This is a genomic window from Ruegeria sp. BB10 (genome assembly GCF_056535725.1).
In genome coordinates, this window is sequence record NZ_JBQFIW010000001.1 from 505,133 (window position 1) to 529,679 (window position 24,547).

Here is a 24,547-nt window from a genome sequence, read left to right on the forward strand (position 1 = left end):
CCTCTTCATCTTTTTCCAAATACTCTCGCCGAAGGCAATGGCGCAAGCCATCACGCTTTGTCGTGGGGCCACATCGGCGTGCGATACGACATGCGGCGGACCGAGCCGGTTTTCGACCGCATCAGCAGCGTGGTGGTTTCGACCCAGCCGGGTTCGCGCTTGATGCGCGGCAACAACGAACCGCCGGTGACACCGGTGGCAGCAAAAATCACGTCGGCGGTGACCATTTCGTCGCGGGAATAAACGCGGTCCAGATCGGTGATGCCTGCCTTAGCAGCGCGGCCGCGTTCGTCATCGTTGCGGAACAACAGGCGGCCAAAGATCTGCCCGCCCATGCATTTAAGCGCAGCTGCAGCCAGAACGCCTTCGGGCGCGCCACCCGAACCCATATACATGTCGATGCCGGTCTCTTCGCTTTCGGCACAGTGCATGACACCGGCCACGTCACCATCGGTGATCAGGCGGATCGAGGCGCCGGTTTCACGGACTTCAGCGATCATCGCTTCGTGACGGGGACGCTCCAGAATGCAGACGGTGATATCGGTAGGCTCACAACCCTTGGCCTTGGCCAGTGCTTCGACCCGTTCGCGGGGCGACATGTCCAGATTGACCACACCTTCGGGAAATCCCGGACCAATGGCCAGCTTGTCCATGTAAACGTCCGGCGCATGCAACATCGAGCCGCGCGGGCCCATGGCGATCACGGTCAGCGCATTTGGCATGTCCTTGGCGGTCAAGGTGGTGCCTTCCAGCGGGTCCAGCGCGATATCCACACCAGGTCCGTTTCCGGTGCCGACTTCTTCGCCGATATACAGCATCGGCGCTTCGTCGCGTTCACCTTCGCCGATAACAACCACACCCGCGATATCCAGCAGGTTCAGCTGTTCGCGCATGGCGTTTACTGCTGCCTGATCGGCGGCTTTTTCGTCGCCACGCCCAACCAGAGAGGCGGACGCCAGTGCGGCCTGTTCTGCGACCCGCGCAAGGCCCAGAGACAACAGTCGGTCGTTGAAATCAATCTTGGCAGCACTCATTTTTCACTATCCTCAGGTCAGTATCGGCGTTTTCTTCGGCATAGCCTGCGTCTTGGGCAGGCCGCAAGGGTCAAACCTCTTCGATGCGCAATGCAACTGGCTCATCCGCCACCACATCGGTGTCCCGCAGCCCGTTCAGGGCAACGTCCAGCGTGGCGCGCGTGGTTTTGTGGGTGACGATCAGAACCGGAGCGGTGCTTTCCGTGTGCCCGTATTGGCGCATCCGGTCGATTGAAACACCTGCATCGCCCAGAATAGCCGCCACTTTGGCCAGCGCACCAGGTTTATCGAACAGGGCAAGCCGCAGATAATAGGGGGCGGGCAGTCCGGTCACCGCTGGCTTGGCATCTTGCAACGAGGTTGCGGGGCGACCAAAGGTCGGGATTTGCAGCCCGCGTGCCAGATCGCAGACATCGCCCATCACTGCGCTTGCCGTAGGGCCTTCGCCAGCACCGGGGCCGCGCAGCACGACTTGCTCGACCGCGTCGCCCTCGATCACCACCATGTTTGTGCCGCCTTCCAACTGCCCCAAGGGTGAGCTGCTGGGCACAAGGCACGGCTGCATACGCTGTTCCAAACCACGAGCCGAGCGTTGCGCGACGCCCAGCAGTTTGATGCGATAGCCCATATCGGCGGCCTGATGAATGTCTTCCAGGGTGATCTGCTGAATGCCTTCGATCTGGATTCCATCGAAGTTCGGCTTGGTGCCAAAGGCGATCGAAGACAACAACGCCAGCTTATGCGCCGCGTCGATGCCGCCAACGTCCAGGTTCGGATCGGCCTCAAGGTACCCAAGCTGCGCGCATTCTTCGAACAGCGCGTTATAGCCCAGCTCCTGCGATTGCATGCGGGTCAGGATATAATTGCAGGTTCCGTTCATCACGCCCATGACGCGGGTGATCTCATTTCCGGCCAGCCCTTCGGTCAGCGACTTGATCACCGGGATACCGCCTGCAACGGCGGCCTCGAACCGGATGACACTACCGGCTGCTTCGGCCTTTTCGGCTAGGTCCTGACCGTGGATCGCCAGCAGTGCCTTATTGGCGGTCACCACGTCCTTGCCAGTGGCCAGCGCCGCCTCGACCGAGGCTTTGGCCGGGCCGTTTTCGCCGCCGATCAGTTCGACATACACATCGATGTCATTGCGCTTCGCCAACGCCACGGGATCGGTTTCCCAGGCGTAGTCCGACAGGTTCACACCGCGATCCTTATTCGCATCGCGCGCCGAAACGGCAACGATCTCGACAGATCGGCCCGTGCGAACCTGCAGCAAGTCTGCGTGGCGGCGGATGATCTTTACGACACCCACGCCAACCGTTCCCAAGCCCGCAATTCCCAGCCGCAGCGCCTGTGTCATCCCGTGGGTTCCTTTCCGCTCGAAATTTCCGTGGTTTCGGGCCTTTTGCCCGTTCAGCGCTGCCTTAGCGGGTTCAGAGCTAGGGTGCAATGCGTACCGGTCCCGGATGGGGCTTAATCCTAGGGGCTTAGTTGATTTCCGCGTTCTGGAGTTCTTCTGACTTTTTCTCAAGTTCCTCACGCCGCGCAATCAAGTCTTCTTCGACCACGGCGGCCTCGTTCACCGGATCAACGGCGGGGCCCAGTTTTTCCTGCAGCGGGATAAGCTTAGGATAGCGTGCCGACTCCAGCTCCGGCAACTCGCGCCCTTCCAATTCTGGAATATCGGTGCATCCGGCACATGCGAGCATCAGTATCAGCAAAGGCAGGGGTTTCATGCAGAACTCTTTCAACATCAACTGAAACTGTGATGCACCTTTTAGTGACTTGGTTCAAGCGGGGTTCTATCTGAACAAACGTTCAGATACTGTGTGGGAATGGCACGTACGCAAGGATCACATTCCGATATTACCGGCCCACGCATCCGCAAGGCGGCGCTGGGTTTGTTCGCCCGTCACGGCTATGCGGCCGTCTCGATGCGCCAGATCGCGTCCGAGGTCGGGGTGCAGGCAGGGGCTCTGTATAACTACACGCCGGATAAACAAAGCCTGCTATACCGTCTGATGCACGAACACATGCAAGAGCTGCTTTTGGCTTATGACGACCTTGACCATCCTGCCGATGCGTCCGAGGCGTTGCGCCAGTTCGTAGGGTTTCATATCCGCTTTCACCTAGAGCGCCCAGATGAGGTGTTCATTGCCTATATGGAATTGCGCAACCTGACACCGGAAAACTTCTCGGAAATCGAGGCCTTGCGCCGCAGCTATGAAAACGCGCTAGAGACCATCTTGCGCAGCGGGCAGCAGGGCGGGGTGTTCGATATCGCGGATACCAAGATCGCCACTCTCGCCGTCATTGCCATGCTGAACGGGGTGATGACTTGGTATCGCGCAGGTGGACGCTTGTCGCTGGACGAAGTTGAGCAGGTCTATTGGGACATGGTGCGTAGATCGGTCTCGATCTAGTGTGCCGGTCGAATGAACGTGCCATTACGTAATTCGCGAAAGGCCCGTTCCAATTCAGACTGAGTATTCATGACAATTGGCCCATGCCAAGCTACAGGTTCGGCAATCGGAGCACCTGAGATCAAAAGGAACCGCACGCCTTCAGCCCCGGCCTGCACCGTGATCTCATCGCCGCTGCCAAAGCGCACAAGGGTTCGATCACCGGACATGTCCCGAATGTTAACTTCTTGCCCTGCAACCTCTTTTTCCAGCAGGACGCCAGTAGGATGCGACGCGTCGGCAAAGGCAGCCTGACCTTCAAACACATATGCGAAGGCACGGCGATAGGTATCTATCCGGAGTGTTTTCTTGACCCCTGCGGGGATTTGAATGTCCAGGTATTGCGGGTCGGCTGCGATCCCATCGACCGGACCGGTTTTACCCCAGAACTCTCCTACAATCACACGCACAGTTGTTCCGTCATCATCAGTGATTTCCGGGATGTCCTTGCTTTGCACATCTTGATAGCGCGGCGCAGTCATTTTCTGTGCCGAGGGCAGGTTGCCCCACAACTGGAAACCATGCATTTGGCCAGCGGCGTTACCCGTCGGCATTTCCTGATGCAAAATCCCAGACCCGGCTGTCATCCATTGCACATCTCCGGCGCCCAATGTCCCGCTGTTGCCCAATGAGTCCGAGTGGTCAACCGTGCCAGCCAGAACATAGGTGATCGTTTCGATGCCACGATGAGGGTGCCATGGGAAACCCGCTTGATAATCCTGCGGGTTCTCATTGCGAAAGTCGTCAAACAGCAAGAAGGGATCCAGTTCAGTCGGGTCCTGAAACCCGAACGCGCGGTGCAGTTTTACGCCCGCGCCCTCAAGCGTTGGTGTGGATTTACGGGTTTCCAAAACTGGTCGTAGGGACATTGTGACCTCCATAGCTTTGGCTTGCATGTATGATAAGCGCGGGTCGGGTCAATCAGCAGAAAAGAACGGGTGCTGTGCGGAAATCTACCCCTCTGTCCTTCCCGGAACAAAACCGTTAAACCGTGACGAAAATATCGGGGAGTCACATGCATCAAGAGGTTTTGGCCACCATCAGGCCCTCAATCGCCAGACGTTGGCTGGGCACCGGAATGTTGGGCTGTGTCGGTGTGCTTGTTCTGTATGTCGCGTTGTCACATCCATCCGAACCGATATGGCTGGTTTTCCTGCTTGTGGTGGGTGGTGCGTCTTTCTGGTTGGCCTACCGAATGTGGTTCGCGACCGATGATGCGATCGAGTTGACGCAAACCGAACTCAGAACCGGGGCAGGGCGGCTGATTGCCAAAGTCGAAGATATCGAGAGCATTGACCGGGGTGTCTTTGCGTTCAAACCCTCAAACGGGTTTCTTCTAAAGACACGGCAAAGTGCCGAAAATAGCTGGGCGCCTGGCCTGTGGTGGCGATTGGGACGCCGGGTGGGTGTCGGCGGGGTAACAACGGCCGCCGAAACCAAGTTTATGTGCGAAATACTGCAGGCTCTGGTTACGACTGGCAGCCCTGTTGAGAAACAACCCCAATAATCTGATTTTCGAAGCGCGGACGCGTGAAGATGTAGTTCTCGAATTGATAGTCGGTATCCAGCCAGGCGGGCTTGACTGTCCATTCATAATCGTTTGACGATTCTACGATAATCATCGGCTCTAGGTCGGCCATGGGTGGAAGTCGGTCGCGCAATCTGTCGATATTGCCGTTGTCCCATATCCCGGGAAATCCGCAGGTTGTTGACCATTCCACATCGTAGTAGTCGTCGCCACCGTTTTCGAAATACCGGATGAATGACACACGCAATCTCATCTCGGCGGTGCTGTTTACCATCCTTTGCATAAGGGTGTGCATGGACTCGATGTAAGTGTCAGTAACAGTGTCTTTTTCCCGCGAGAGCAGATCGCTTACCGTATACGCGGCTTTCACGTTCAAAGTGCTTTGGCGAAAGCCGTCAAAGAACGTGTAGGTCAGTGAGATCGTCATAACGAAGATCGGGAATAACAGCAGGGACTCCAGGGTGAGGCTCCCGCTCTCACGCCGTGCGGAGCTTCTCAGATACTGTCGGATTCTAGTAAGAAAACGCATTGTATCAAGGCTCCTGAACAAAAGCGGTCGTTGAAGTTAGAGAGATCACGCCATCGTCACTGACCAAGGCGACTGCCATGTCTGATCCGGGGAAAACCGGATCAATCTGTGCGCAAGCGCGCAAGATCATCAGCTCATTTGCCGGACCATTCGTGAATTCCCGAACGGGTTTTGTCGGTTCCGCACGGTCCGTACAGTCCGGTGACACAGGCAGCGTGACGCCAGTGAAGGCGCTCTGACGGATCATTTCCAGCTGCAAGTTACTCGTGCAATCGTCAATTACGAGGGATCTTTCGCAAATTGCATCCTTGATTTGATCGTGCGTGGGCCCTGATCCGGTCCCAAGGCGAATATCACGGACAACCATATCGACAGCACGTTCCAGCATAACTTGTTTTACGGAAACCAGTGCATATTCCACAGCGCACAGTATGACGACGAGGTACAAGGGGAACAAGATGACGAACTCAACCGCCAACCCGCCTTTCTCGGACCGTCTGAACCGTAGTATACTTTTCAGAAACCCACGGGTCATTGCGTCAACTTCAATTGTTTGATCGAAGCAGCGATGGATTCGAACACCTGTTTAAGGGTCAGATTGGCGCTGCCCAACGTCCCATCGCTGTTTACTGCATAAACTGTGCTGGGGCTGCTGGCGCAATCCTCGATGGTGGTCACGCCGACTGCAGGTGCTTCGAAAGCAATGCCGTAGACGATCACACCCTTATCCTTAGCGGCCGCACAAATATCCGAAGTGCGAATATTTTTAGTGGACGAACCGATAGAGTTATATGCACCGTAGTACCAGTTGTTGATACGATTGCTGTCAAAGCGGTAGTTGTTTTCGGCATTCCAGCGCAGCGACGCACGATTGAACAATTGTGGATAAGTCAGGCGAATGGCATCTCCATCCTCTTGATCGCCATGGGCGTGGTCGCGGTATTCCTGCTGACGGGACCAATAATAAACAGGCGGTTCTACGCCAGGTTCCGTAATTCTGACGCTGTATTCACCTACTTTGCCGTCCCAATGCGTGTATCCAGCGTTGAACCAGACATCCGAATTCCCGTCACGCAGATCTTCTTCCAGCCTGTATTGTGAGGTATTTTCGCCATCGGTAAACACAATGAGAATTTTTTCTACATCGTCTTCATAGTTTTTCGGACGGTCACCGAAAGTAGCAGGAACAATGGTCTCGGTCGAAGACGAGCTGACTCTCTGTGCCGACAAGTCATTTATGATGTCCTGAAAATCGGGGTCCAGCAACGCCATGCCCCACTTTACGCCGATGTCGATCGAAGTGTTGCCCTGCGCCGTAAGATCGTCGATCCGGTCATGCAATTTTTCGATATCGTTTGTATGAGCGGTGATTTCACTACCGTCCCGCGTTGGGCAAGTAAGATACCTGGGTTCTTCCCATTGCGTTCTGCTTGTCCGATAGCGATCAAAATGGGCGGTGCGGTCAAACGAGGCGGTTGGGTCCAAAGCAGCCTGCCGGAAATCTGATGAGCTAAAGTTCAGGCAATGCGAGTAATTGTGTTCATTTGTTACGTTTGTGAACTTGCCCAGAATATCCTCGCCCGCGTTCACTTGCGTGGCGTAGGGGATGATCGAGATTGAAATCTTATCCGGATTTTCTTTCTCATACATTGTGTCCACGAAACTTTTAGCCGCATCGCGCAGAACCGCAATTTTGGATCGGCCTTCCGTGGCGGATGCCCGAGTCATCGAACCGGACATGTCCAGAACTAGGGAGATTTCAACAGAACCAACAGATTCTTCCGCGGTACTTGTCGCTGAGGCGGTCAAAGTGTCGATGTACACAAACCTCATGAAGTTTGTTGTGACGGTTTTATCTGCCGACGCGATCACTTTCCGAGATCCGATGCCTTCAATGACCTCGATGTCGTAGTTGACGTCACCCAACCCAGATTTCTTGATGTACTCTTCAGCCACCAGCTTGGGGTCTACATCAACTTGATCCAAATTGGCGGCAGCAAGAACAGCGCGATCCAAGGTCGCTTGCATCGTTGCTCTTTCGCGTTCGAACTTCATGATATCGACGCCCAGACCGGTTGTCGCAAACATCATCAGAAGGCCGATAAGTACAAAAAGCGTGAATACCGCACCGCCTTCGTCTTTGGCGAAACGGCGGGCGACCGAAGCCTTTTTATCAGATCTCTTTGAGCCGCTTTGAAATACGCGCTTATTCATCTTGATGACCTCGCTGAGCAGACATCCAAACTGCTAAGGAAATATTAACTCTCAAAAATTAACGCCGAATCGTGGCGGGATTTAGGCGAAAAAGCTGCTGACTTGACTGATTTACAAGCAAAAGCGGGATAATTCGCGGGCGATGAGCGCTTCTGTCTTCGGTTGGGCGACAATTTCGATACTAGGTGCCGAATTGGGCGACTCAGCGACCGTCACAGTATTTTTGATGCGTTTTTCGAGTTTTATTTCTGCTTAATTATTGATCGTTTACCCAATGGGTGCGACAAAACGTCAGAACGTAAACCGTTCGCTGGCACGGAGGATTAAATGACGGCCATTAAAGAACCCAGCTTTCGCGAGAGTGTGGACCTTATGTTCAACAGGGCAGCGTCCCTGATGGACCTGCCTCCGGGGTTGGAGGAGAAAATCCGGGTCTGCAACGCGACCTACACCGTGCGTTTCGGCGTTCGCCTGCGGGGTGAGATTCATACTTTCACCGGATATCGGTCGGTTCACTCTGAGCATATGGAGCCGGTCAAGGGCGGTATTCGCTATGCTCTGGCCGTGAATCAGGACGAAGTCGAAGCTCTGGCGGCACTGATGACTTACAAGTGTGCATTGGTTGAGACACCGTTTGGCGGCTCGAAAGGTGGCTTGTGCATTGATCCCCGGCAGTATGAAGAACATGAGTTGGAACAGATCACGCGGCGTTTTGCTTATGAATTGGCCAAGCGCGATCTGATCAACCCGTCTCAGAACGTGCCTGCGCCCGATATGGGCACGGGCGAGCGCGAGATGGCGTGGATTGCGGACCAGTTCGCACGAATGAACACAACCGATATCAATGCGCGTGCCTGTGTCACCGGCAAGCCGCTGAATGCCGGTGGTATCGCCGGACGTGTCGAAGCCACAGGGCGGGGCATTCAATACGCATTGCGTGAGTTCTTCCGCCACCCTGAGGACGTGCAGAAGGCAGGCCTGTCCGGCAAGCTGGACGGCAAGCGCGTTGTCGTGCAGGGGTTGGGCAACGTGGGATATCACGCCGCAAAGTTCCTGAGTGAAGAGGACGGCTCTCGTATTGTCGGTATCGTTGAATGGGATGGTGCGCTCTATAATCCCGACGGGATTGACGTTGAATCGGTCCGGCAGTGGATCGTCAAGCATGGCGGTGTTAGCGACTATCCGGATGCAACGCATTCTGCTGAAGGTGCCGAGGTTCTGGAAGCAGATTGCGACATCCTCATTCCGGCGGCCCTTGAAGGTGTCATCAACCTAGCTAACGCCGAACGGATCAAGGCACCCTTGATCATCGAGGCGGCGAATGGTCCTGTGACGGCGGGTGCGGATGAAATCCTGCGCAAAAAAGGCACCGTGATCATTCCGGACATGTACGCGAATGCCGGCGGTGTGACGGTGTCTTACTTTGAATGGGTGAAAAACCTCAGCCATATCCGCTTTGGCCGGATGCAGCGTCGTCAGGAAGAAGCGCGCCACGAGCTGATCGTCAGCGAGTTGGAGCGGCTGGACCGGTATCTGGGCGATGCGTGGTCGATGTCCCCGGACTTTAAGGCCAAATACCTCAAAGGTGCGGATGAGCTGGAATTGGTTCGTTCGGGCCTCGATGACACGATGCGCATTGCCTACCAATCCATGCGCGAGGTCTGGCACAGCCGTGATGATGTCGAAGACCTGCGGACGGCGGCTTATATCGTGGCCATTGATCGCGTCTCGAAAAGCTACCGCGCCAAGGGGCTTTGATCCTTTGCATTACAGGGGCGATCGGGCCACGATCCGATTGCCCCTGTTGCTGTCCGGCCTAAATTGACCGCAAGCGGTGAAAAGGAAGATGGCAGGCAGTGCGCCTGACAGGTAAGCTGCCGCGAAAGAAACGATTCCGGGAGATCCCCATGTTGCGTACCGCCATCGCGGCCCTGTTGTTGGCTACACCTCTGGCTGCTGAGGAAACCAAAGAACAAAGTTGCCAGTACCAAGCCGATGTCGTTGCAGCGATCCAAAAGGCCCGGCTGGACAGGGTCAAGGAGCGCGACGTGCCGCAAGCGGTCGCTGATACAAGCCCGGCTTGGCCCGAAAACTACAACGCCGCCATCCCGTTGATCGCTCCTTGGGTCTATGAGCAAAAGATGCGCGACGTTCGCAAAAAGGACCTGGGCGCCGCCTGGTTAGAGCTGTGTTTGCAGCAATAATCCACAGGATCACAATTTCTCTGTGGACAACCGCGCGCCTTCCCCTTGGCGCGCGTTTTCATTTCTGCCAAGTTTGACCCATGTCGCTGCCCCCCGGATTTCTAGATGAACTGCGCACCCGCCTGAGCTTGTCTCAGGTCGTTGGGCGCAAGGTCATGTGGGATGCCCGCAAGTCCAATCAGGGCAAAGGCGACATGTGGGCGCCATGCCCATTCCATCACGAAAAGACCGCATCCTTCCATGTCGATGACCAAAAGGGGTTCTATTACTGCTTTGGCTGTCACGCCAAAGGTGATGCGATTAGCTTCGTGAAGGAGACCGAAAATGTGTCGTTCATCGAGGCAGTTGAGATTCTGGCGCGCGAGGCCGGGATGCCGATGCCCGCACGAGACCCCAAAGCACAGGAAAAGCAGGACCGCCGTTCGCAACTGGCCGAGGTGATGGAGCAGGCGGCGCAATTCTTCCGCCTGCAACTGAAGACCGGGGCAGGGGGTGCGGCGCGCGATTATTTGTCACGCCGAGGGTTGGATGCGCAGGTGTTGGAGCGATGGGAAATCGGCTTTGCCCCGGATGGCTGGCAGGCGCTGTGGGACCATCTGCGGGGCAAGAACGTGGCCGAGGATTTGATCCTTGGCGCAGGTTTGGCCAAGCCGTCGAACAAGGGCAAAAAGCCTTATGATACGTTCCGCAACCGTATCATGTTCCCGATCCGCGATCCGCGCGGGCGTTGCATCGCCTTTGGCGGGCGGGCGATGGACCCGGCCGACAACGCCAAATATCTGAACTCGCCCGAGACTGAGTTGTTCGACAAGGGACGCAGCCTCTATAACCACGGGCCCGCACGGCAGTCTGCGGGCAAAGGGCTGCCCTTGGTCGTGGCCGAAGGGTACATGGACGTGATTGCTCTGGCAGAGGCTGGGTTTGGTGCTTCGGTCGCGCCGCTAGGTACCGCGATTACCGAGCATCAGTTGCAATTGCTGTGGCGTATCTCGGACGAGCCGATCATTGCACTGGATGGCGATACGGCGGGTCTGCGGGCCGCCCTGCGGGCGGTTGATCTGGCTCTGCCGTTGCTGGAGGCCGGGAAATCCCTGCGCTTTGCCCTGATGCCCGAAGGCAAGGACCCCGACGATCTGTTGCGTGCCGAAGGGGCAGGGGCGGTGCAGGCCGTGCTGGATGGGGCCATTCCGATGGTCAAATTGCTGTGGCAGCGCGAAACCGAAGGCAAGGTCTTTGACAGCCCGGAACGTAAGGCAGCGTTGGATAAGGTGCTGAGGGACAAGATCAAACTGATCCGTGACCCTTCGATCCGCTCTCATTACGGGCAAGAGATTAAGGATCTGCGGTGGCAATTGTTCCGCCCGCAGCGGCAATCTGAGAACCGCCAATGGCAACCTCGGGGCAAGTGGCAACCGCAGAAACAGCCAGCAACGCCCGACGCGCGGGCATCGTTTTTGGCGTCGTCCGAAGGTGCCGAGATTCAACTGCGCGAAGCGGCTATTCTTGCCATTGCTGCGCTAAACCCCGATGTTGTCGTCCAGTTTGAACACGAGTTGGAAGAGATGGAGTGCCGCGATACCGACCACGCGGCCCTGCGCCATGCGATACTGCGCCACGCGGTAGATGATCCGGACAACCTGAAAGACCACATTGCCGAAACTTTGGGGCCCCAAGCCCTTGAAAACCTGCTGGCCCTTCGCCATGTCGCAGTAATCCCCTGTGTGTACAAACCAGGCGACGTTGAAAAGGCCGAGATGACGCTGGCCGAGGAACTCGCAAAGATCAAAGCGCTCCGGGGGTTGGATGCTGAGATTGCCGAAGCTGCAGAGGAACTGTCCGATCTGGCCGATGAGGCGTTGACGTACCGATTGGCGCAAGCCGCCGAAGAACGCAACCGCACAAGCCGTAGCCAGAACGAGGACAGGGCCGTTTTCGACATCGCCGACAATGGCGCGCGGATCAACCGCGACGAGAAAGATGCGTTCAAGGCAATCATGTCGGGCATCAATTTTGAACGGAAACGCCGGTGAAGTGGTGTTTTCGTAAGGCACTGGAAAAGAAAAACAGGTAAACGGGTGGCCGAATCACTTCTACGCGCTAATGATTCGGTTGAAACGAATCACCCATCCCTGCAGGAGCATTGAATGGCCGCCAAGGATACGAACGAAGACCGCAAATCCGACGAGCAGGAACAGGAAATCTCGTTGGACATGAGCCAGGCCAACGTCAAGAAGATGATCGCCGAGGCCCGCGAGAAAGGTTACATCACCTACGACCAGCTCAATCAGGTGCTGCCGCCTGATCAGGTCAGCTCGGAACAGATCGAAGACGTTATGTCGATGCTGTCCGAAATGGGCATCAACATCATCGAAGATGAAGAGGCCGAAGAGGAAGAGAACAAAGGCTCGACCGAACTGACCACCACGGAAAGCAACCGTGAGGTTGCGTTGTCCGGTGCTGCAACGGAAAAGCTGGACCGCACTGACGACCCCGTGCGCATGTATCTGCGCGAGATGGGCAGCGTCGAACTGCTGAGCCGTGAGGGCGAGATTGCGATCGCCAAGCGGATCGAGGCCGGTCGCAACACCATGATCGCCGGTCTGTGCGAAAGCCCGCTGACCTTCCAGGCGATTACCATCTGGCACGACGAATTGTTGTCCGAAGACATTCTGCTGCGTGACGTCATTGACCTGGAGGCCACATTTGGCAACCAGTTGGACGAAGACGGCGATGTCGAAGAACCGGTCGTCGACACGTCAGCCGTACAGGCGGCAAAGCCAGCCAAGGACAGCGGACCGGAACTGGACGCGGATGGCAATCCGATCGCCAATGATGACGATGATGACGAAGATGATCAGGCCAACATGTCTCTGGCCGCGATGGAAGCGGCGCTGAAAGATCAGGTGCTGACCACGCTGGAGCGAATCTCGACCGATTTCGCGATGCTTTCGGAAATGCAGGACAGCCGGATTTCGGCCACGCTGAACGAAGATGGCACGTTCAGCGCCAAGGACGAAGAGACCTATCAAAAGCTACGGGCCGAGATTGTTGAGCTGGTGAACGGTCTTCACCTGCACAACAACCGTATCGAAGCGCTGATCGACCAGCTTTACGGCATCAACCGCCGTATCATGTCGCTGGACAGCGCGATGGTGAAGCTGGCGGACCAAGCCCGTATCAATCGTCGCGAGTTTATCGACGCTTATCGTGGCCGTGAACTGGACCCGAACTGGCTGGCCGAGATGGCTGAAAAACCCGGTCGGGGTTGGCAGATGTTCATCGAACGCTCGACTGCCAAAGTCGAGGAACTGCGCAACGATATGGCTCAGGTCGGGCAATATGTCGGTCTGGATATCCCCGAATTCCGCCGCATCGTGCAGCAGGTTCAAAAGGGTGAAAAAGAGGCGCGGCAGGCCAAGAAGGAAATGGTCGAGGCAAACCTGCGTCTGGTGATTTCGATTGCCAAAAAGTACACGAACCGCGGCCTCCAATTCCTTGATCTTATTCAGGAAGGTAACATCGGCCTGATGAAGGCGGTAGACAAGTTCGAATACCGCCGCGGCTATAAGTTCTCGACCTATGCGACTTGGTGGATTCGTCAGGCGATCACGCGCTCAATTGCGGATCAGGCCCGTACAATCCGTATTCCGGTCCACATGATCGAGACGATCAACAAGCTGGTTCGGACCGGCCGTCAGATGCTGCACGAGATCGGGCGCGAGCCGACGCCAGAAGAACTGGCTGAAAAGCTGCAGATGCCGCTGGAAAAGGTTCGCAAGGTGATGAAGATCGCCAAAGAGCCGATCAGCCTTGAGACGCCGATTGGCGACGAGGAAGACAGCCAGCTGGGCGATTTCATCGAGGACAAGAATGCCGTGCTGCCGCTGGACAGCGCCATTCAGGAAAACCTCAAGGAAACGACGACACGGGTTCTTGCCTCGCTCACCCCGCGCGAAGAGCGGGTGCTGCGCATGCGTTTTGGCATCGGCATGAACACCGACCATACGCTGGAAGAGGTCGGTCAACAGTTCAGTGTGACCCGCGAACGTATCCGTCAGATCGAAGCGAAAGCGTTGCGCAAGCTGAAACATCCCAGCCGTTCGCGAAAACTGCGGTCTTTCCTGGATCAATAAAACCAAGGCGCCCCGAGAGTGGCGCCTTTTTTCTTTCACCCCACGCGCTTTCACATTGTCCATTGGAAAGATCAAATTGGCGGGAAGTCACAAGGCAAGACCCCTGCACCTCTTTATATCCGCATTGTCCACTCATGGGACAGGCCGGGGTGAGGCTTTGCGGCTGATGACCCCCGGCCACTAGCCATATAGCGCATCCGATTAATCCAGACGACTGCGGAAAGTGCTGGGGGCCTGACCGGTCCAGCGTTTGAAAGCGGTCGAAAAGGCCGGTTGATCGGCGTAGCCCAGCGAATAGGCAATCTCGGACAGCGCCATGCCGTTGGTGATAAATGTTTGCGCCAGATCGCACCTTAGGTCATCGACGATATCGCGATAGGTTGCCCCTTCTTCCTTGAGCCGCCGTGTGAAGGTGCGCGGACTCATCCCCAGATTTGCGGCGGCCTCATCGGCGTGAATGACAGTGCCGGGCAGCGAGCGGGTAATCAGCCCTTCGACCTGCGCGCGCAGTTTTTGCTTGGGCGAGCGTCGCTCTGCCAGGACGCGTTCACCATATTCCAGAAGATGCGAGCGCAGGTTTGAATCGTAGGTCGGAACCGGCAAATCCAACGAAGATACGGCAAAGACGATTTCCAGTCTCTCTGCACCGAAAACAACGGGAAACCCTGCAAGTTTTTGAAATTTTTCGCTGTTTTTCCCAACCTCGTGCTGAAACCGTATCTCAATGGGACGGAAATTCGATTGCGTCAGGGTGCGCATGCGGGCCAATCCGGCGAACATGAGGAATTCGGTCCGGCGGTGATACCGGGCAAAACTGGCATCCTTCCATTCGGCCTCAATAGTGGCAAAGTTTCCGGCAAGGCGTAGTGCAAAGGCTATGGCCGGGTCGATGAACATATGAAAGCGCGAGGTATTCTCGATCACCTGCCGCAGGTCGCGCGAATACTTACTGATATACGCCGTCAGGCTAGAGGACGAAGAAAACTGCAACCCGGTCTGCGCGGCAAAGGTAATATCTCCGACGGTATCGCAGGCATAGCGTGCAAACAGGGCTTCTTGATGGGCGCTGCACGTTGTTGTCGGCGCTGCAATTCTATCCCGTGAGAGTTTACACTTTTCCAGTATACGGTCAGATGCTTCGGTGCCGTTTGTTCGTTGATCAAGCGCTTTGGTCAATAACTGAATGCGGGCGATATCAACTTCCATGGCTGTTCCACTGTGTTTTCAATCGGGTTTAATGCCGTTGTTGCGTATTGGGCGTTTGTCGATCCCATGTATTGCTTCAATGTCTGGAATTCGAATGGTTTTGGCCGGCAAACACAAGACCCAAGGTCAGACATTTTGTATTTCCCCGTCCGTTGTCGGGTTAGCGCCTTGTGGGGATGAGGTCAGAGCCCTGGATAAAAAACCACCAAAACCGGTGGCTCCCCGGCATATTCACGCGTTTGAAACAGACGGCCTCATGTCGCATTGCCCGGTCCGGACCATGGTGAAAGGGTGCGGGTAGGAAAGCTAACGGGCGCAACAGATATGCCAAACTTTGCCGTCTCAGAATTGGTGGATGCTCAGGATGCCATTGTTTTTGATGGAGAATGTGTTCTGTGTTCAGGTTTTTTTCAATTCATGACGATGAGGGATAAAGCGCAGCGTTTTAAATTCGCAACGGCGCAATCGCCGCTAGGGCAAAGGCTGTACCAAGAGCTTGGATTGCCCATGCAGGATTTTGAAACCAACCTGGTGATCGTGAACGGCAATGTACATCAACGTCTGGATGCCTTCGCCGCGGCGATGGGCGCGCTGCCGGGGATTTGGCCGATCTTGTCTTTTTGTAGGTTCCTGCCCAGCTGGATCAAAGACCCGCTGTATCATGCCATTGCACGTAACAGGTACAAGATATTCGGACGCAATCCGACCTGTATGATCCCGGATGCCGCACTGCGATCCCGTTTTTTGCCCGAGGGATTTTGAGTGGAACCCGATCCGTTTTTGCAATCCCTTCCTGCCGGGGTAGAAGTGCCCTTGGCCCTTCAGCAGTTGCATTCCAACACAGGTCACTACGCGGGACGGTGCGATATTGTCGAGGGACGAGGGTGGCTGATCAGGCTTGCTTTGCACCTCGGACGGTTTCCTCGAAGCGCCAACGACATACCGGTGCAAGTTCGGATAGACCGTGACGATGACACATGGCAGTGGGTACGTGATTTTGATGGCCACACGACTCGATCCCTCCTGACATTTGATCACGGCGCAGATTGCGTTCGTGAAAGGATGGGCTGGCTGACGCTGTGGCTGGAGGTCGAAGTCGAAGCTGAACGCCTGTTGATCCACATCCGGGGCCTGAGCATTTTGGGTCTTCGTTGCCCGGCATTTTTGCTGCCACGCTCATCAACCGTAGAATGGCAGAGCGAAACAGGGGATTATTGCTTTGATGTCTCGGCCAAAGTGCCGGGCCTTGGGGTATTGATCCGGTATAGCGGCTGGTTGAAACTTGTTCACGTACAGATGGACCCGGATTGAATTCATCGTGAAACGGGTTTGTTTGAATTCAGAGTACACTAGGTCAATACCTACCTCGAAACAGGAAAGAGTGTAATTATGAAAAAGGTTATGTCTTTTGCCGTATTCGCGGCCCTTGTATTGACCACTCCAGCGTCAGCGACGTTCGCTCGGTTTGGCTATCAGACCGTAGCGCTTAGCAACACAGTCTTTGAGGTTATCCCTCGCGGGCGGACCGATATAGACGGGTATTGGTGTGCGGCCTCTGATTTTGCCCGCAGAACACTGGGCGCCAGTTGGCAACAGCGGATTTACGTCAAGCGTGGTTATGGTCCAAGCGAGGCCACGGGGCGCAGAACAGCCGTGCAGTTTTCGCTTACGGCACCCGAGGGTGTTCCGCAGCAAAGCAGTGGTTTTTCGACGGGGTTTCAGCCGGGTTTCAGTATGTCAGTTTCGGCCGCCAATGGCCGGTGTACTGCTCGGCCAATCTTTGACTAATACAGGCCTGTCCACCTAATGAAGACCGAGTTTTTAATTTCAGCGCGGGGTCCCGGACTTTATGAGTTCACTCCGGATGTGCGTGACTGGCTGAACTCAGTCGGGGGGGATGGGTTGCTGACACTGTTCGTGCGGCACACCTCTTGTTCGCTGGTCATTCAGGAAAACGCGGACCCCGAAGTGCAGGCGGATTTGCGTGCGTTCTTCGATCGGCTGGTGCCGCCGTCGGATCACCCGTCGATGGCGTATCTGCGGCACACCTATGAAGGTCCCGATGATATGCCAGCCCATATCAAAGCCGCGCTTTTGCCGGTTTCCCTGTCGATTCCTGTGGTGTCTGGACAACCCGTTCTGGGCACTTGGCAGGGTATATATCTGTTTGAACATCGAACTGCGCCGCATCACCGTAAGGTTGCTGCGCATTTCGCGTAGATTCATGATCTTGCGGTTAAAATTTCCGACTACCCAAATCCTAGCGGCTGCCCTATAGTTGTGGATAACTAAGCCACTGCGCTTACAATAAGAAGCGGAACAAGGGACGAGGAGAGGGCGAATGCGCTGCCCGTTTTGCGGTAATATCGACACTCAGGTCAAAGATTCACGCCCGGCAGAGGATCACGTCGCGATCCGCAGACGTCGGTTTTGTCCCGCTTGTGGGGGGCGTTTTACCACATATGAACGTGTACAATTGCGCGATCTGGTGGTGATCAAAACCAACGGAAAACGAGAGGATTTCGACCGGGATAAGCTGGAACGTTCGATCCGCATTTCGATGCAGAAACGCCCCATTGATCCCGACCGGATCGACCAGATGATTTCGGGCATTGTCCGCCGTCTGGAAAGCATGGGTGAAACCGATATCCCGTCCAGCAAGATCGGTGAGATCGTTATGGAAGCTCTGGCGCGGATCGACACCGTGGCTTATGTTCGCTTTGCGAGTGTATACAAGAATTTCCAGGCGGCCGATGACTTCGAGGAGTTTGTCCACGAACTGCGCCCGCCGCAGCCTTCGACGGACGAGTGAGCGAAACAGATAAGCGATATATGGCGCTGGCCTTGTCATTGGGGCAGCGCGGTCAGGGCACGTGTTGGCCCAACCCTGCGGTAGGGTGTGTTATCGTGCGCGACGGTCGGATCGTCGGGCGTGGCTGGACCCAACCCGGTGGTCGACCGCATGGTGAAACCCAGGCGCTGGCCCAAGCGGGCGAGGCCGCGCGAGGGGCAACTGCGTATGTCTCACTGGAACCTTGTTCTCATCACGGTCAAACACCGCCATGCGCCGAGGCGCTGATCAAGGCAGGTGTGTCGCGGGTGGTTTCCGCGATTGAGGATAGCGATCCGCGCGTCGCAGGGCAGGGGTTTGCCATGTTGCGCGAGGCTGGGATTGAGGTCACCACCGGTGTTTTGGCGGAACAAGCCGCACATGATCACGCGGGGTTTTTCTTGAAGACGGAACAGGGGCGCCCGTTTGTGACGCTCAAACTGGCCAGCAGTTTTGACGGGCGCATTGCGACGTCGACCGGTCACAGCAAGTGGATTACGGGACCGAAAGCGCGGCGGGCGGTCCACGCGATGCGCGCGCGTCATGATGCGGTGATAGTCGGAGCAGGGACAGCGAGGGCTGATGATCCGTCTCTGACTGTTCGCGATCTGGGGGTCGAGGCGCAGCCGGTGCGAGTGGTAGTGTCACGCCACATGGATATTCCGCTGATGGGGCAATTGGCACGTACGGCTGCTGAGATACCGGTTTGGTTATGCCATGGTCCGTCCCCTGATGCCGATCGGGCCCGCGCGTGGGAGGGGCTGGGCGCACGTCTGATCCCCTGTGCGCTGCAGGAACATCACATAGATGCCGCTGACCTGTTACAACAACTTGGGCACGCCGGGTTGACGCGCGTTTTCTGCGAAGGTGGGTCGGCGCTTGCGGCGTCCTTGCTGGCCGATGATCTGGTGGACGAGCTGGTGGGCTTTAGCGCGGGGCTGACAATTGGTGCCGAAGGCTTGCCCGCCATTGGATCAATGGAGCTGGACAAGTTGGACGCGGCCCCCCGGTTTGACCTGATCGAAACCCGCGCCATCGGGCCGGATGTTTTGCATCGCTGGGCGAGGGCGCTACGTTAGCGGCGACGCCATAGGCGAGCGTGCGTGGCAAGCGCGCCTTGCAGTTTCGATAACAAGCGCAGAGATATACCGCCCTTGCGTTCATTGCCCTCTGTCAGGCGTTGCAACGCGACTTCGACAGGGCAGGGCAAACTGGTAAGCGGATCGTGGTATCGTGGATAATCGATCAACGCGGCATGAACCAAACCCAAGATGGACGGTCTTGCGCCACGTCGCGCCGGTACCGTTCCCAAATCGTTCGTCAGCCCCCACCCAGCATAAAAAGGGGCCCCAAGCGTGGTCACACTGACCCCGCGCAAAAGGGCCTCGAACCCAAGCAAAGAGGTCATCGTCCAGACTTCGTGTGTTTGGGCCAGCAGCGCGGCTGGATCGGTGTCTGTGGCGATCACGTCGGCGAGACTTTCGTCGCCAATCGACCCTTCGCGCAGTCCGGCCTCGACATCAGGATGCGGCTTATAGATCAGGATCGCATTTGGGTTCGCCTCACGCGCGGCCCTCAGCAAGTCGGTGTTTGTGTGGACAGTCGTAGTGCCAAGCAGGATTGAGGCATCATCCTCGACCTGACCCGGAACCAGAATGCGATGCCCTTCGGGCAGTTCCGGGGGCGCTCCGCCGGTATTGTATTTGCTGAGTTGGCCCGAAACGATCTGCGCCACCAACCGTTCGGCCCGCAATTCCTGATCTGGGCGCAGGGTTTCACGTGCGGTGATCAATTCCTCCAATCGGCTTGGATGTGTCGGGTCGTAGTAGATGCCCAGATCGTCCGTTGCCAAAGACAGGGGCGGCACCAGATTGGCGCCAAGCCCGCGGGACCTCAGAAAACCGTCCTCGATCCTGATCGCGTCTTCTGCATCGCGGGCGTGGTTGGCCCAAACCATATGCGGGCAGTCGGGTGTATCGGGCGGGGTCGGAGTGAAGCGAATCTTCTTTTCGCGACCGAACATCTCTTGCAGGTGTTTGCGCTTCCACAGCCGCATGCCGGAGGCTGTCCACCCCTTATGATCCTGACGCCACGCCCTCGTTTGCGCCTCGAGCGTGTCCAGCACAGTTTCCAACTCGCACAGCTGATCCCGGTATGGGTCGTACCATGTAGGATAGAGGATCATTGCTGCGGCAAATAACTGTGCCCGGGTCAGGTTGTGCTGGCGGCGAGGGAAATAGACCTCATCCTGTGTCAGCCCCCATCCGGCATAGAAGGGCTGGCCAAAGACACGCGGCTTGTGGCCAGCCATTATAGCCTCAAAGCCCAACTGCGATGACAGGGTGTAGACGCCGACCGCACCCTCTAGCAGAGTCCATGGGCTGATGGGCTCGGTTACAAACGAAACCCGGTCGGTCATATCTTGATCCGAGTAATACCCGCTGCGATGTCCGGCAGCGGTTTCGGGATGTGTCTTGATCAGGACACGGGCACCGGGGTTTTCCTCTTGTGCCATGACCAGCATCTCGCGGAAGCGTGCGTCATCACCCGCGCTGGCCGTGACCGAGGCATCATCTCGCGCCTGATCGACCACTAGAACGTAACCCGGTTCAGGTGGGGGCAGGGTGGGATCGACGGCAGAATACTTGCTGAGGTGCAATTCGCGCATCCTTTCGGTCCCATATCGGGCCCGGTTCAGCAGGGCGGTATCGTCCAGCGGATGCGTGGCCAGAAGGGTTTCAAGATCCGAAGGCTGCGCAGGATCGAAATGAACGCCCGACCGATCAAGCAACAGACCCAGCGGCGGCTCACCCGTCCGCCCAGGATGTAACGAGCGCAAAAAGGCGTCTTCGACACGCAGAATCGGTGCGTTGTGTTGGGCCGCGATGCTAAAGCCGCGATGCGCAGTTGGGCTGTTGCCCCAAACACCCACTACGTCTCCGTCGCGGGGAAGACCCAGCCGGATGTCGTAACCCTTGAGGTGTAGGATGCGCCGTATGCGGCGTTGGGTCAGGAAACCACCGTTATAGACAAGCAACCGGGTCCGTTGTGCCCCGGCTGTTGGGTCAAGTTGCATCAGCCGCCCGTCAGCGTGGCGACGTTTGCAACCGGTGTCAGTCCACCGGCGATCAGCGAGATCGATTTGCTCCACTGCGCATACGGGGCTTCGGTCACATAGATCGTGTCGTCGTCACGGATGACGAAGTCCCGAGCGACGAACAATCCATTGGGCGCGGTCAGGTTCAGCAGATAGATCATGCGCTGATCACCTTGCAGATCCTGGCGCCCCATGACGTTGCGCGCGATGTCCTGCCGTTCCTTACGTAGTACGAAAATACCGGTCGGGTCCGAGGACAGGGATTGCAAGCCGCCCACTTGCGCCAGAGCTTCAAGCGCCGAAAGGTCTTGTGTGTCGAATGCCACGCGCGACTGCCCGGTGGCCCCAAGCGCGATGTAGGAACGGCTGTCAGCTTCGACGAGAATGCGGTCTCCGCCGCGCAGCGCGACGTCCAACTGGGGATTACGCACCAGATCGTCATACCAGACCGTCCCGCGGTCATTTCCGCGGATCAGCGTCACCAGCGCGATGTCCGAACCTACGGCAACGCCGCCGGCCCGCGACAGCATTCCGGACAGGGTACGGCTTGGCCGCTCGATTGGATAAATGCCCGCTGCCCCGATTTCCCCGCTAAGCGAAACGGTTGCGCCATCCCCTGCGACACGGCGCACTTCGACTTGCGGATCAGGTGTTTGTTCCTGCAGTTCGCTGGTGATCAGTTGGCGCAGTTGCTCGGGCGTGTTGCCCGAGGCTCGGATGCGTCCGGCATACGGCACAAAGATAAAACCGTCGCTGTCGACCTGTATCTGTTCTAGGATAGTGGAGGAGCTTATTTCACCGGACAACAAGCCGTCATCGACGTTTTCCCAGACCGTCAAACCAAGGACGTCACCGGGGCGAACAGTGTCTGCCGCCAGGCGTTGCGCACTGCGAAAAGAGGACGAAAACCCGTATTGAGGGATGGCCGAAGTGGCCTTTGCGACGCGGTCATCAACTTCGACCACAAAAGCATTGCCACCTTTTTCCGTGGAGCCCGCCAAAATTTCAGACTTGTTGGGCCCTGATTTCGGAAGTTGACACCCGGCCAACAGGCCAATTGCGGTCACAAGGGATATCCCCCGTATCCATCGGATTGGAAAGCGCTGCACTGCCGGTAATCCTCGGTCGTTTTTGTTATGGTCTTTTGTTGGGCGCAGGCTACCCGGTTCGCGCGATAACTTCTAGCGCCAACCGGCCAGTTTTACTCAACAAGCTTTAACTGTGGCGTCTGCGCCTCTTTGTGGGACAGGACGGATTGATAGGGGTCTGCGGCGTTCAGTATCATATCCGCCACGCCACGCAAAAGCTGCCTGCGACCCCGGCGGGAATAGAATCCTCCGGGCACCTGACTCGTTTTCAACAAAAACCGGCGATAGGCCTGATAGGCATCCTGATCCGGGGGCATCGGGTCCGCAAAGAACGCCGCCAATGGTTGGCGCGATACAAATTCGGGTTTGTCATAGACCGATTTGCCAAAGATGCGCAGCGGGATGCCACGCCACAAAACCTGCTGCCCGGCAGTAGAATTGATCGTTACGGCAGAACTCGCACCATCCAGAAGCTTGGCGAGCTTGCCGCCGGGCACATAATGCACGCGATCCGCAATTCCATGCGCTTGAGCCAGCGCATACACACGGTGGCGTAGTGGTTCGCGGTGGTTTTCCAGCGGGTGTTCCTTCACCACCAACCGATGATGCGCGGGCGCGCCGATGGCAAAACCACGGATTACGTCCGCAAGAAAGTCAGACATGCAGGAATAGTTCGAATGGGATTGAACCGAGCTGTCATGCCCCAGTTGCAGCAGTGCCAGATGGTAAGGGTGACTGCTCCCCAGAACGCGCGCTGTGGCCCAGCGGCGCTGAAGCCGGTGAAACGGCATCAGTGCCAGCCGTTTGAAATACAAGCCAAATTCCTTTGATACAGGTAGGTCGCGATGCCGCCGGAAGTTTCGATAACGCCGGTTCCGAAACAATACAAACCAATGATAGAGCGCCCCATAAAAGATGTGCTGCCGCATATCCCCCCAATGCGAAGGTGGCGGTGGTGTCTGCGCTGTCGACTGATTCAGTGCATGTCGCATCTGATCGACGCCCAAAGACATCAGGCGTGAGTTTCCGTTTGAGCCGAACCGCTCATACGTTACCCACCAGGGGCGTAGGTAACCTTCCTCAAACACGTGAACAGTGGCGCCGTTGCCTTGGGCAATCTTAACGGCGCTGGCGTGAATTGGGCGCGTGTCGCCGTACAGTACAATATCCGTGATTTCGCGATCTGCGATCAACTCAGACAACCTGTCCGGCCAAAGCTCGGGCGTGTCGAGAAATGGGATGTACGAGGCCTTGTCAAACCAGAACGCCTGATCCCCGGCGTTGAACCCCACGCGCCAAACCTCGGCCCCCGTAGAGCGCAGCATACGCCCGAGCCCGTTGAAAAACGGGCCATGCGGTCCCTGCAAAAACAGGAAAACACGGCGGTTCAGGCCTTTGGCGTCGGGTGACATCACTACTGCTCTTGCCTTTTGTTCAGGAAATTATGCCTGTTTCGACCTTTCCCGGCAAGGTGGGGCTTGCCCGTCACGCCGCTTGCGCTTACCTCGGCTTGGAACACTGGATCAGGTTGAGAGCTGAGGGTTAGCAGAATGTTTACAGGGATCGTCACCGATATCGGCACCGTCACCGAGCTGGATCAGCAGGGCGATCTGCGGGCCCGGATCAAAACGGATTACGACACGGCGGGAATTGATATCGGCGCCTCGATCGCCAGTGATGGCGTGTGCCTGACCGTGATCGCGCTGGGCGATGATTGGTATGACGTGCAGATCAGCGCTGAGACGGTTTCGAAAACCAATCTGGACAGTTGGCAGGTCGGTAAGCGCGTCAATCTGGAACGCGCCCTGAAAGTCGGGGATGAGCTGGGCGGTCATATCGTTTCAGGTCACGTGGACGGTGTGGCCGAGGTGGTCGCCGTGCAGGACGAAGGCGACAGCACGCGCGTGACCCTGCGCGCACCCAAAGAACTGGCCCGGTTTATCGCGCCAAAAGGTTCGGTTGCATTGAATGGAACCTCGCTGACCGTCAACGATGTGGATGATTGTGATTTCGGTATCAATTTCATCCCCCACACCAAGGAAGTCACAACCTGGGGTGATGTAGGGGTTGGTGACAAGGTGAACCTTGAGATCGACACACTGGCCCGCTACGTCGCGCGCCTGGCCGAAATGTCCTGAAACTACGTCGCGCCGGGATTGCCTGGTGCCGCAAGTGCTCTGGCCTTTGACCGTCTGGTAGTCTATCCACCGGGTCAAACATGCTCT

The 24,547-nt window shown here is 56.8% G+C and carries 24 protein-coding genes and 1 pseudogene; 13 read left to right on the top strand and 12 right to left on the bottom strand.

The genetic code is table 11. The features are described from left to right. Window positions 1-50 precede the first annotated feature (50 nt). The 3 genes from glpX to ACR3EP_RS02605 all read right to left on the bottom strand — a co-directional run bounded on the left by glpX (window position 51) and on the right by ACR3EP_RS02605 (window position 2,767). Complete coding sequence (gene glpX / locus ACR3EP_RS02595; RefSeq protein WP_480636185.1) at window positions 51-1,034, bottom strand: class II fructose-bisphosphatase; 984 nt, start codon at window positions 1,032-1,034, stop codon at window positions 51-53. Between the two features lie 70 nt (window positions 1,035-1,104). Next, on the bottom strand, window positions 1,105-2,391 hold the full coding sequence (locus ACR3EP_RS02600) for a homoserine dehydrogenase (protein WP_480636187.1): 1,287 nt from the start codon (window positions 2,389-2,391) through the stop codon (window positions 1,105-1,107). Between the two features lie 127 nt (window positions 2,392-2,518). Next, on the bottom strand, window positions 2,519-2,767 hold the full coding sequence (locus ACR3EP_RS02605; protein ID WP_170348242.1) for a hypothetical protein: 249 nt from the start codon (window positions 2,765-2,767) through the stop codon (window positions 2,519-2,521). Window positions 2,768-2,866: 99 nt separating this feature from the next. Here ACR3EP_RS02605 and ACR3EP_RS02610 point away from each other — a divergent pair, with 99 nt between their 5' ends. Continuing rightward, the gene (locus ACR3EP_RS02610; RefSeq protein WP_170357779.1) at window positions 2,867-3,454 is read left to right on the top strand and encodes a TetR/AcrR family transcriptional regulator; all 588 of its coding nucleotides are present in this window, start codon (window positions 2,867-2,869) and stop codon (window positions 3,452-3,454) included. On the opposite strand, the gene ACR3EP_RS02615 is transcribed toward ACR3EP_RS02610, so the two are convergent. Next, window positions 3,451-4,362: a pirin family protein gene (locus ACR3EP_RS02615; RefSeq protein ID WP_480636189.1), complete on the bottom strand. Its 912-nt coding sequence runs from the start codon at window positions 4,360-4,362 to the stop codon at window positions 3,451-3,453. The two genes, ACR3EP_RS02610 and ACR3EP_RS02615, sit on opposite strands and share 4 nt — an antisense overlap. Window positions 4,363-4,508: 146 nt before the next feature. Between ACR3EP_RS02615 and ACR3EP_RS02620 the strand changes: the two genes are divergently transcribed. Beyond that, window positions 4,509-5,000 (top strand): hypothetical protein, encoded by a 492-nt coding sequence (locus tag ACR3EP_RS02620; RefSeq protein WP_170393488.1) that lies wholly within the window; start codon window positions 4,509-4,511, stop codon window positions 4,998-5,000. Here ACR3EP_RS02620 and ACR3EP_RS02625 read toward each other — a convergent pair. From ACR3EP_RS02625 to ACR3EP_RS02640, 4 genes and pseudogenes are all read right to left on the bottom strand, one after another. Beyond that, window positions 4,963-5,550, bottom strand: coding sequence for a TadE/TadG family type IV pilus assembly protein (locus ACR3EP_RS02625; protein ID WP_170348246.1), 588 nt, complete (start codon window positions 5,548-5,550; stop codon window positions 4,963-4,965). The two genes, ACR3EP_RS02620 and ACR3EP_RS02625, sit on opposite strands and share 38 nt — an antisense overlap. Before the next feature lie 4 nt (window positions 5,551-5,554). Further along, entirely contained in the window at window positions 5,555-5,797 is a 243-nt protein-coding gene (locus ACR3EP_RS02630) for a hypothetical protein (RefSeq protein ID WP_226688819.1), read from the bottom strand. 120 nt (window positions 5,798-5,917) lie between these two features. Continuing rightward, window positions 5,918-6,085 (bottom strand): annotated as a pseudogene (locus ACR3EP_RS02635) (TadE/TadG family type IV pilus assembly protein); the annotation flags it as partial. Beyond that, the gene (locus ACR3EP_RS02640) at window positions 6,082-7,764 is read right to left on the bottom strand and encodes a TadE/TadG family type IV pilus assembly protein (protein ID WP_480636192.1); all 1,683 of its coding nucleotides are present in this window, start codon (window positions 7,762-7,764) and stop codon (window positions 6,082-6,084) included. The gene ACR3EP_RS02640 and the pseudogene ACR3EP_RS02635, both read right to left, overlap by 4 nt. Window positions 7,765-8,091: 327 nt before the next feature. Here ACR3EP_RS02640 and ACR3EP_RS02645 point away from each other — a divergent pair, with 327 nt between their 5' ends. From ACR3EP_RS02645 to rpoD, 4 genes are all read left to right on the top strand, one after another. Then, on the top strand, window positions 8,092-9,522 hold the full coding sequence (locus ACR3EP_RS02645; RefSeq protein ID WP_170374714.1) for a Glu/Leu/Phe/Val family dehydrogenase: 1,431 nt from the start codon (window positions 8,092-8,094) through the stop codon (window positions 9,520-9,522). A gap of 149 nt (window positions 9,523-9,671) precedes the next feature. Beyond that, a complete protein-coding gene (locus ACR3EP_RS02650) occupies window positions 9,672-9,968 on the top strand; it encodes a hypothetical protein (protein WP_480636194.1) in 297 nt (98 codons plus the stop codon). Window positions 9,969-10,048: 80 nt separating this feature from the next. Beyond that, complete coding sequence (gene dnaG, locus ACR3EP_RS02655) at window positions 10,049-11,998, top strand: DNA primase (protein ID WP_480636196.1); 1,950 nt, start codon at window positions 10,049-10,051, stop codon at window positions 11,996-11,998. A 114-nt stretch (window positions 11,999-12,112) separates the two neighbouring features. After that, on the top strand, window positions 12,113-14,101 hold the full coding sequence (gene rpoD / locus ACR3EP_RS02660; RefSeq protein WP_170348252.1) for an RNA polymerase sigma factor RpoD: 1,989 nt from the start codon (window positions 12,113-12,115) through the stop codon (window positions 14,099-14,101). 201 nt (window positions 14,102-14,302) lie between these two features. On the opposite strand, the gene ACR3EP_RS02665 is transcribed toward rpoD, so the two are convergent. Further along, window positions 14,303-15,307 carry a helix-turn-helix domain-containing protein gene (locus ACR3EP_RS02665; protein WP_480636198.1) on the bottom strand — a complete coding sequence of 335 codons (1,005 nt, stop codon included), beginning with the start codon at window positions 15,305-15,307 and terminating at the stop codon, window positions 14,303-14,305. Between the two features lie 324 nt (window positions 15,308-15,631). On the opposite strand from ACR3EP_RS02665, the gene ACR3EP_RS02670 reads away from it, so the two are divergent. From ACR3EP_RS02670 to ribD, 6 genes are all read left to right on the top strand, one after another. Further along, on the top strand, window positions 15,632-16,069 hold the full coding sequence (locus ACR3EP_RS02670) for a thiol-disulfide oxidoreductase DCC family protein (protein WP_170374718.1): 438 nt from the start codon (window positions 15,632-15,634) through the stop codon (window positions 16,067-16,069). 45 nt (window positions 16,070-16,114) lie between these two features. Next, window positions 16,115-16,618: a DUF4166 domain-containing protein gene (locus tag ACR3EP_RS02675; RefSeq protein WP_480638988.1), complete on the top strand. Its 504-nt coding sequence runs from the start codon at window positions 16,115-16,117 to the stop codon at window positions 16,616-16,618. 78 nt (window positions 16,619-16,696) lie between these two features. After that, on the top strand, window positions 16,697-17,095 hold the full coding sequence (locus ACR3EP_RS02680; RefSeq protein ID WP_480636200.1) for a hypothetical protein: 399 nt from the start codon (window positions 16,697-16,699) through the stop codon (window positions 17,093-17,095). Between the two features lie 18 nt (window positions 17,096-17,113). Beyond that, a complete protein-coding gene (locus tag ACR3EP_RS02685) occupies window positions 17,114-17,527 on the top strand; it encodes a secondary thiamine-phosphate synthase enzyme YjbQ (protein ID WP_170348257.1) in 414 nt (137 codons plus the stop codon). A 121-nt stretch (window positions 17,528-17,648) separates the two neighbouring features. Continuing rightward, complete coding sequence (gene nrdR / locus ACR3EP_RS02690; protein ID WP_005983889.1) at window positions 17,649-18,119, top strand: transcriptional regulator NrdR; 471 nt, start codon at window positions 17,649-17,651, stop codon at window positions 18,117-18,119. Next, window positions 18,116-19,216 carry a bifunctional diaminohydroxyphosphoribosylaminopyrimidine deaminase/5-amino-6-(5-phosphoribosylamino)uracil reductase RibD gene (gene ribD / locus ACR3EP_RS02695; RefSeq protein WP_480636202.1) on the top strand — a complete coding sequence of 367 codons (1,101 nt, stop codon included), beginning with the start codon at window positions 18,116-18,118 and terminating at the stop codon, window positions 19,214-19,216. The genes nrdR and ribD overlap by 4 nt, the downstream gene beginning before the upstream one ends. Here ribD and ACR3EP_RS02700 read toward each other — a convergent pair. The 3 genes from ACR3EP_RS02700 to ACR3EP_RS02710 all read right to left on the bottom strand — a co-directional run bounded on the left by ACR3EP_RS02700 (window position 19,213) and on the right by ACR3EP_RS02710 (window position 23,734). Next, complete coding sequence (locus tag ACR3EP_RS02700; protein ID WP_480636204.1) at window positions 19,213-21,213, bottom strand: capsular polysaccharide biosynthesis protein; 2,001 nt, start codon at window positions 21,211-21,213, stop codon at window positions 19,213-19,215. The two genes, ribD and ACR3EP_RS02700, sit on opposite strands and share 4 nt — an antisense overlap. Next, window positions 21,213-22,343: a polysaccharide biosynthesis/export family protein gene (locus ACR3EP_RS02705; protein WP_170348260.1), complete on the bottom strand. Its 1,131-nt coding sequence runs from the start codon at window positions 22,341-22,343 to the stop codon at window positions 21,213-21,215. Before ACR3EP_RS02705 ends, ACR3EP_RS02700 begins: the two co-directional genes overlap by 1 nt. A gap of 92 nt (window positions 22,344-22,435) precedes the next feature. Then, the gene (locus ACR3EP_RS02710; protein WP_480636206.1) at window positions 22,436-23,734 is read right to left on the bottom strand and encodes a capsule biosynthesis protein; all 1,299 of its coding nucleotides are present in this window, start codon (window positions 23,732-23,734) and stop codon (window positions 22,436-22,438) included. A gap of 138 nt (window positions 23,735-23,872) precedes the next feature. Here ACR3EP_RS02710 and ACR3EP_RS02715 point away from each other — a divergent pair, with 138 nt between their 5' ends. Then, complete coding sequence (locus ACR3EP_RS02715) at window positions 23,873-24,460, top strand: riboflavin synthase (RefSeq protein ID WP_170357806.1); 588 nt, start codon at window positions 23,873-23,875, stop codon at window positions 24,458-24,460. Window positions 24,461-24,547 lie beyond the last annotated feature (87 nt).